At 72.4% G+C, this 7,170-nt stretch carries 6 protein-coding genes; 5 read left to right on the forward strand and 1 reads right to left on the reverse strand.

Going from position 1 to position 7,170, the window contains the following annotated elements:
• Positions 1 to 221: 221 nt before the first annotated feature.
• From AOK15_RS29080 to AOK15_RS29100, 5 genes are all read left to right on the forward strand, one after another.
• On the forward strand, positions 222 to 1,196 hold the full coding sequence (locus AOK15_RS29080) for a LysR family transcriptional regulator (RefSeq protein WP_055521316.1): 975 nt from the start codon (positions 222 to 224) through the stop codon (positions 1,194 to 1,196).
• A gap of 155 nt (positions 1,197 to 1,351) precedes the next feature.
• Complete coding sequence (locus AOK15_RS29085; protein ID WP_107099538.1) at positions 1,352 to 2,386, forward strand: hypothetical protein; 1,035 nt, start codon at positions 1,352 to 1,354, stop codon at positions 2,384 to 2,386.
• Positions 2,386 to 4,689 (forward strand): bifunctional polysaccharide deacetylase/glycosyltransferase family 2 protein, encoded by a 2,304-nt coding sequence (locus tag AOK15_RS29090; RefSeq protein WP_055521317.1) that lies wholly within the window; start codon positions 2,386 to 2,388, stop codon positions 4,687 to 4,689. The genes AOK15_RS29085 and AOK15_RS29090 overlap by 1 nt, the downstream gene beginning before the upstream one ends.
• Positions 4,686 to 5,873 (forward strand): acyltransferase family protein, encoded by a 1,188-nt coding sequence (locus AOK15_RS29095; protein WP_055521318.1) that lies wholly within the window; start codon positions 4,686 to 4,688, stop codon positions 5,871 to 5,873. Before AOK15_RS29090 ends, AOK15_RS29095 begins: the two co-directional genes overlap by 4 nt.
• Positions 5,874 to 6,099: 226 nt before the next feature.
• Positions 6,100 to 6,939 carry a hypothetical protein gene (locus AOK15_RS29100; protein ID WP_055521319.1) on the forward strand — a complete coding sequence of 280 codons (840 nt, stop codon included), beginning with the start codon at positions 6,100 to 6,102 and terminating at the stop codon, positions 6,937 to 6,939.
• 27 nt (positions 6,940 to 6,966) lie between these two features.
• Here the strand turns inward: AOK15_RS29100 and AOK15_RS42820 are convergent.
• On the reverse strand, positions 6,967 to 7,170 hold a 204-nt coding region (locus tag AOK15_RS42820; protein WP_157870404.1), incomplete at its 5' end, for a GNAT family N-acetyltransferase.

Here is a 7,170-nt window from a genome sequence, read left to right on the forward strand (position 1 = left end):
CGCAGCTCCCCGCGCCCCTGAGGTCGGCTGGGGTTCGGGTCGGCTGTTTGGTGGGCCTTGGAACGGCGGGGGGTGAAGTCCACTGCCACCAACTGGTCGGCGGTGACGGTCAGGAGGGGGGTCGGGCGTTGCGGCATGCGGTCCACCGTCGCCCGGTTCTTGATCCACCGTCCAACACCTACTCCGTGGTGATTCACGCACCCTGGTTGTAAGTTCGGCGGATGTCCCTCGCTCCCGATGCCGTCGCGCCGCGGCTGCTGCGTGCCTTTCTCGCTGTCGTCGACGAACTGCACTTCACCCGGGCCGCCGCCCGGCTCTACATCGCCCAGCAGGCGCTCAGCCGGGATGTGCGGCGGCTGGAGCGGGAACTGGGCGTGGAGTTGTTCGTGCGGACGACCCGGCAGGTGGCGCTGACGCCCGACGGGGAGCGGCTGGTGCCGTACGCGCGGCGCGTGCTGGAGGCGCAGGACGCGCTCGTGGGGGCGTTCCGGCAGGCCCGGCCGTTGCTGGTGGACCTGAACTCGCCGGGGCTCGCCACCGGCGTACGGGTGCTGCGGCGGGCCCGTGAGCTGGTGCCCGACGTGGAGTTGCTGGCGCGGTACGAGAGCGGGCTCACGTACGCCGCCGCCGAGATCCTCGCCGGGCGCCTCGACGTGTCGTTCGGCAGGTTCGCCGGGCTGGACCCGGCGGTGCGGGCCCGGCTGGGACAACAGCCCGTGCGGTACGAGCCGATGGCGGTGATCCTGCCCGAGGACCACCGGCTGGCCGCGCTGGACGCCGTGCCGCTGGCGGAGCTGAGGGGCGAGACCGTGTACGCGGGTGCCGGCAATCCCCGTACACCGGAGTGGACGGAGCTGGCGCGGGAGCTGTTCGCGGGGTGGGGGATCGAGCTCGCGCCCGCGGTGCCCCTCGTGGTGGGCGAGGAGGAGTTCGCGCGGGTCATGGCCAAGACGCGGACGCCCGTGCTGGCGGTGGTGGACTTCCCGCCCATGCCGCGCAGTGTGCTGCGGCCGCTCGTCGACCCCGTCCCGCTGTCCCCCGTCTCACTGGTGTGGCGGAAGGGGTTCACGCATCCGGGGCTCGATGCCCTGCGGCGGGCCGCCGCCGAACGAGCGAGCGCGGAAGTATGGCTTTCCTATCCGGAGGACGGATGGATTCCGGCTACAGATGCACTCATCATGATGAGTTTCATCTGATAGCACACATGTCATATCTCTCCCCCCTCTACATTCGGGCACCCGGGTGCGTGTGATGGGCGGGGCGCCCCGGATCGGGTGGGGGCCCGGTCCGGTACAGGAAAGTGCGAGAGTCCGGCATCGAACACGCATCCGCAACCCGTGGGGGGAAGCGCGTGCACGTGGAGAAATGGCCGAAAGGCACCCAGCCGGAGCGGTCCGACGGCGACAGCCGTGACGAACACCGTGGTGATGTGGAGGGCAGCCTCGGTACCGACCTGTTCGCCCGGACCGGCGCCGCCGGCGACGAGGTGGTGTGGCCCGAGGCCGCCGGCAGAACGGGGTCCGTGCCCCGGCCGTCGACCGCCTTCGCCGGTGTCCCCCGACAACCCGACGCCGCCGGGCGCGACGCCGGCCGGCCCGGCACCGTGGCGTCCCCCTGGGAGCAGCCCGACCAGCCCGGCCGCAACCACGACCCGCACGAGGTGACCGTCCAACTCGACGGCGTCGGACGGGAACTGGACGGTCCGGGCAAGCACGCCGGCAAGGACCCGGACAAGGCGGCCGGGGGCCAGCCCGACGGGCCGGTCTTCGTCGACGAGTCGGGGCGCCGCCGCAACCGGTACCGCAAGCTCGGCATCGCCGTCGGCACCGCCTGCGCCGCGTACGCCGTCGTCATCGTCGGCACGCTGGTCTCGGGCAACTCGGACGCGCCCTGGCTGCCGATGCCCATGCAGAAGGACGAGGCACCGGCGGACAAGGTGGACACCCCGCCGCAGCCGGCCGAGTCGTCCGACGTCGCCGACACCGCCGAGGGGGTCGTGCCGCCGCCGAGCGCGGGGTCGGTCTCCCCGGGAGTGAGGCCCGCGCCGGCCCGCGGCGACTCCCGCGGCGACGGGCAGAAGAAGGCCCCGGCGGCCTCCGCGAGCGCCCGGCCCAGCGGGGGCGCGAGCGCCGGCCCGCAGCCGAAGCCGACCACCGGCGTGAAGGAGCCCGAGCCCTCGGTCTCCGCGTCCCAGCCGGCGGGCGGCGGCTCCAGCCCCACGCCCACCCCGACGCCCACACCCTCCGAGTCCGGCGGCCCCGCTCCCGGCCCGGGATCCGGCACGGACACCGTCGCCGACGGTCCGCCGACCCCGGCACCGGTCGAGCCCGCCACCGCGGCACCGGAGAGCCCGCAGGACCCGCAGATCTCGGAGACCCCCGCATAATGACCCGCTTCAGGCGCGGCGGCACACCTTCGCGTGCCGCCGCCAAGCGCCGTACCCGCACACCCCGTTCGTCCGAGGCGGCCGACGGCACGGCCGGAAGCCCCCCGAAGGGCTCGTCGAAGCGCCCGTCGAAGCGCCGGCCGGTGCGGCTGCCGCTGCGCCACATCCTGCCGTGCCTGTTCCTCGTCGCCCTGATGGCGATGCTGATGCTGCGCGGGTACGTGCACAGCGAGATCCTCGCCGACCACCGGGTCCGGCCGCCGGTGTCGAACGACCGGGTGCCGCAGCGGATCCTCGACGGCGGGCCGGTGATCGACACCCGCTCGGGCCGTGCCGCCAGCCTCGACGTACCCGACCGCGAACTGGTCCTCACGTTCGACGACGGCCCCGACCCCGTGTGGACGCCCAAGGTCCTCGACGTGCTGCGGAAGCACGACGCGCACGCCGTCTTCTTCATCACCGGCACCATGGCCTCGCGCTACCCGGACCTGGTGCGGCGCATGGTCGACGAGGGCCACGAGATCGGGTTGCACACCTTCAACCACCCCGACCTCTCGCTCCATTCGAAGGGCCGCATCGACTGGGAGCTGTCCCAGAACCAGATGGCGCTCGCGGGCGCCGCGGGCATCCGGACCTCGCTGTTCCGGCCGCCGTACTCGTCGTTCTCGGGCCGTATGGACAACCGGTCCTGGCCGGTGACGCAGTACATCGGCAGCCGCGGCTACATCACCGTCGTCAGCGACACCGACAGCGAGGACTGGAGCAGGCCCGGCGTCGACGAGATCATCCGCCGGGCCACACCGAAGGGCGGCGAGGGCGCGATCGTGCTGATGCACGACTCCGGCGGCGACCGCTCACAGACCGTCGCCGCGCTCGACCGGTTCATCCTCGGACTGCGCGACCGGGGCTACGCGTTCCACACCCTCACCGGGGCGCTCGACGCGCCCAGCGCGCACACCGAGGTCACCGGGGTCGGCCTGTGGAAGGGCCAGGCGTGGGTGGCTCTCGTCCAGGCGTCGGAGCGGATCACGGGCGTCCTCGTCGTGGCCCTCTCGGTCGTCGGCGTCCTCGTCCTCGCCCGCTTCGCTCTGATGCTGGTCCTGTCGGTGTGCCACGCCCGCAAGGTCCGCCGCCGGGACTTCCGCTGGGGCCCCGACGGTCCCGTCACCGAACCGGTGTCCGTCCTCGTCCCCGCCTACAACGAGGCCAAGTGCATCGAGAAGACCGTCCGTTCGCTGGTGGCCAGTGACCATCCCATCGAGGTCCTCGTCATCGACGACGGGTCCAGCGACGGCACCGCCCGGATCGTGGAGGAGCTGAGCCGGGACCTGCCCGACGTGCGGGTCGTGCGGCAGCTCAACGCGGGCAAACCCGCCGCCCTCAACCGGGGCATCGCCAACGCCCGGCACGACCTGATCGTGATGATGGACGGCGACACGGTCTTCGAACCGTCCACCGTCCGCGAACTGGTCCAGCCGTTCGCCGACCAGCGCGTCGGCGCCGTCGCCGGGAACGCGAAGGTCGGCAACCGGGACACCCTCATCGGCGCCTGGCAGCACATCGAGTACGTGATGGGCTTCAACCTCGACCGCCGCATGTACGACGTCCTGCGCTGCATGCCCACCATCCCCGGCGCCGTCGGCGCCTTCCGCCGTGAGGCCCTCGAACGGGTCGGCGGCATGAGCGAGGACACCCTCGCCGAGGACACCGACATCACCATGGCCATGCACCGCGACGGCTGGCACGTCGTCTACGCGGAGAAGGCCCGCGCCTGGACCGAGGCGCCCGAGTCCGTGCAGCAGCTGTGGTCGCAGCGCTACCGCTGGTGCTACGGCACCATGCAGGCGATCTGGAAGCACCGCAGGGCCCTGTTCGAGCGGGGCCCCTCGGGCCGCTTCGGACGGGTGGGCCTGCCGCTGGTGTCGCTGTTCATGGTGGTCGCGCCCCTGCTGGCCCCGCTCATCGACGTGTTCCTCCTGTACGGGCTGGTGTTCGGCCCGACGGAGAAGACGATCGGTGCGTGGTTCGGCGTCCTGGCCGTCCAGGCCGTGTGCGCGGCGTACGCCTTCCATCTCGACAAGGAACGCATGACCCATCTGATCTCCCTGCCGCTGCAACAACTCCTCTACCGCCAGCTGATGTACGTCGTCCTGCTCCAGTCGTGGATCACCGCCCTGACCGGCGGCCGGCTCCGCTGGCAGAAGCTGCGACGCACGGGCGCGGTGGGGCTGCCGGGTGATCCCGGCGGGTCGGGCGCGGCGACCGCCGAGTCCCAGCCGCGTGAAGGGAGCCCGGTCGGATGAGCACCCTGACGCAGACCACGACGGAGGAGACCCCCAAGGCGCCGGCGCCGGCCGCGCCCGCCCGGGACCGCTACTTCGACTTCCTGCGGGCCCTCGCCATCTTCCGCGTGGTCCTCTACCACCTCTCCGGCTGGGCCTGGCTGCCGTTGGTCTTCCCCTCCATGGGCGTGATGTTCGCGCTGGCCGGCAACCTCATGGCCCGCTCGCTGAAGCGTCCGGCCCTCCAGGTCGTCAAGGGCCGGCTCCGCCGGCTGCTGCCGCCCATCTGGCTGCTGGGCGTGATCGGTGTGGGCGGGATGGTGGTCCAGGGCTGGGGGCCCGACGCGGAGGGGCATCCCGCGTGGTGGTGGTTCCACCTCACCTTCTGGATCCTCCCGATCAGCGACCCGCCGTACGCCGAGGGACTGCCCGGCGTGCACGGCTTCATCGGCGCCGACTGGGCCGTGGAACTCGCCGGGCCCCTCTGGTACGTCCGCGCCTACCTCTGGTACGTCGTCCTGTCGCCGGTGCTGCTGCGCGCGTTGCGCGCGGTGCCCGTGGTGACGCTTCTCTTCCCGGTCGCCCTGTCGGCCGCGTTCGAACTGGGCTATCTGTCCCTGCCCGGCGAGCGGTTCGCGTCGGGGCTCACGGACTTCAGCACCTTCGGCGCGTGCTGGATCCTCGGCATGGCCCATCAGGAGGGCATCCTCAGGCGCCTGCCCCGCTTCGTCGTCCCGTCCGTCGCCCCGGCCGTGGCTCTGACGGGCCTCTGGTACGCCCTGCACCACGACTTCGGCACCGGCAACGACCTGGACTCGATGCCGTTCGCCCAGGCGCTGTGGTCCCTCGGCACGGTGGCGCTGCTGCTCCACCTCAGCCCCTCGTGGTCCGAGTGGCCGCGCCGGCTGCGCCGCTGGGACGGGGTGATCACCTTCCTCAACTCCCGTGCGGTGACGATCTATCTGTGGCACAACACGTGCATCCTCGTCGCCGCGACCCAGTGGGACCGGCTGTGGGCCGTGGTGGTCCTCGAACAGAACGTGCCCTGGCTGCTGGAGAGCGTCTGGCCGGTGCTGGCCCTCACCTGGATGCTGATCGTCGGCTGTGTCGTCGCCTTCGGCTGGGCGGAGGACCTGGCGGCCCGCCGCCGGCCGAGGCTGTGGCCGAACGGCGGCCGGGCCGGGCGGAGCGCGCGCAGGCACTGACCGGCCCGCCCCGGGGGCGGCGCGGCCGTGGTGTCGCCGCCCCCGTCTCCCGTCCGCCGTCTCCGGTCCCCGCCCCCTGTCCGCCGTCTCCCGTCGGGTCTTGTACTGACCCCGTAACCAACCGGGATACGCACTTGCGTACGACTGAGCTGGTGATGGATGTTGGGCTCGCTTGAGGCAGGCGTTCCTTGCCTCGCCGAAGCGACCCGAGGAGTGACACCCGCCGATGACTCAGCCTCCCGGCCAGCCGCCGTACGACGGTTACGGGGCCCAGCAGCCGCAGCAACCGCCGTACCCGGGGCCGTACGGGCCCCCGCCGGGGGCGTCCGGTCAGGCTCCCGGTCAGCCCGGCCCCCCGCCGAACCCCTACACGACCGCCCCGCAGCAGCCGTACGGCGCCGGTCAGCCGCCCTACGGCGCGCCGGGCATGCCGGGTGCCCCCGGAGCGCCCGGCGTGCCGAACTACGGCCAGCAGTACGGCGGTTATCCGCCCCCTCCGCCCTCCGGCGGCAACGGCGGCAAGATCGCGCTCATCGTGGTCGCCGCGGTGGCCGCCCTCGCGGTGATCGGCGGCGGGATCTTCCTGCTCACCTCCGACGACGGCGACGACACCTCGGCCAAGCCCCGGCAGAGCGTGTCGGCGCGGGCCGACGAGTCCGAGACGCCGACCTCCGAGCCCACCGAGGAGTACTCCCCGACCCCCGAGGACACCGACGACGGCGGCGACGCGTCCACGGCGCCCCGTACGGGTGTCGAGGGCCAGTGGCAGGACGACGAGGCGCGCACCCTGACGATCGGCAAGGAGCAGTCCTCGGGCGACCTCCAGGGCCAGCACCCGCTGTCCTACATCGACATGGTCGGCGGCAAGGGCATCCTGACGGGCGTCGGCAAGTACCGCGACGAGAACAACTTCCGCATGGCGCTGCGGCCGATGGCCTCGGAGAACGTGGACGACAAGGACATCACCTTCGCCACGGTCCGCCGCTCCGGCAACGACGTCGTCATCACCTGGGAGGACGGCGGCGGCACGGACAGGCTGAGCTACGTGGGGGAGGCGTCGGGCTGACGCGCCCTCCGAGCGCAAGCACATGATCTACGGCTGGAGTTCACGCCGGTACCAGGTGCCCGACTTGCCGCCGAGATCGGCTGGTGCGGCGGGCCCGACCGGGACGAACCCGGCCTTGATCAGGACTCTTCGGGACGCGGCGTTCTCGTCGGAGGCGGCCGCCCGCAGTTCGCGCAGGCCGTGCGTAGTTGCCGCCGTCCGGCACAGCTCCCGGACGGCGGCAACTACGCA

Origin of the sequence: Streptomyces ossamyceticus (assembly GCF_001418475.1) — a bacterium.
Lineage (GTDB): Bacteria > Actinomycetota > Actinomycetes > Streptomycetales > Streptomycetaceae > Streptomyces > Streptomyces ossamyceticus.